Consider the following 961-nt stretch of genomic DNA (forward strand, 5'->3'; position numbering starts at 1 on the left):
CAGTCGTTGCGTGTGCGGGGTTGTGGGATGCATCTTTTCAGGTCTGTCGGCCTGGAGCGCTGATGATTTTTCTAGCTGAATCCGTTGGGAAGCGGTACCGGAGTGGGTGAGAGTCCCGTAGGTGAAGGAAGAGTCTAGGTGTTGATGTTCTCCCGAGTAGCGCGGAGCCCGAGAAATTCCGTGTGAATCTGGCAGGACCACCTGCTAAGCCAAAATACGTCCTGATGACCGATAGTGCACTAGTACCGTGAGGGAAAGGTGAAAAGTGCCCCGGTGAGGGGTCGTGAAATAGTACCTGAAACCGTGTGCTGTCAAGCCGTCAGAGCTGGGTCTTGTACCTGGTGATGGCGTGCCTTTTGAAGAATGAGCCTGCGAGTCATGGTGTGTGGCGAGGTTAACCCGGGTGGGGTAGCCGTAGGGAAACCGAGTCTGAATAGGGCGTTTGAGTCGCATGCTGTGGACCCGAAGCGGAGTGATCTACCCATGTCCAGGGTGAAGCGGGGGTAAGACCTCGTGGAGGCCCGAACCCACCAGAGTTGAAAATCTGGGGGATGAGGTGTGGGTAGGGGTGAAAGGCCAATCAAACTCCGTGATAGCTGGTTCTCCCCGAAATGCATTTAGGTGCAGCGTCGCGTGTTTCTTGCTGGAGGTAGAGCTACTGTTTGGCTGATGGGCCCTACAAGGTTACTGACGTCAGACAAACTCCGAATGCCGGTTAAGTGAAGCGTGGCAGTGAGACTGCGGGGGATAAGCTTCGTAGTCGAGAGGGAAACAGCCCAGATCATCAGCTAAGGCCCCTAAGCGTGTGCTAAGTGGGAAAGGTTGTGGAGTTGCTGAGACAACCAGGAGGTTGGCTTAGAAGCAGCCATCCTTTAAAGAGTGCGTAATAGCTCACTGGTCAAGTGGTTCTGCGCCGATAATGTAGCGGGGCTTAAGTACACCGCCGAAGCTGTGAAGTCCA

At 54.7% G+C, this 961-nt stretch carries 1 rRNA gene; it reads left to right on the plus strand.

Annotated elements, in window-relative coordinates:
- Positions 1-961: ribosomal RNA gene (locus ACRWK8_RS26565) — 23S ribosomal RNA — on the plus strand; the annotation flags it as partial.

The sequence above is a fragment of the Nocardiopsis eucommiae genome (assembly GCF_965344335.1).
Classification (GTDB): Bacteria; Actinomycetota; Actinomycetes; order Streptosporangiales; family Streptosporangiaceae; genus Nocardiopsis; species Nocardiopsis eucommiae.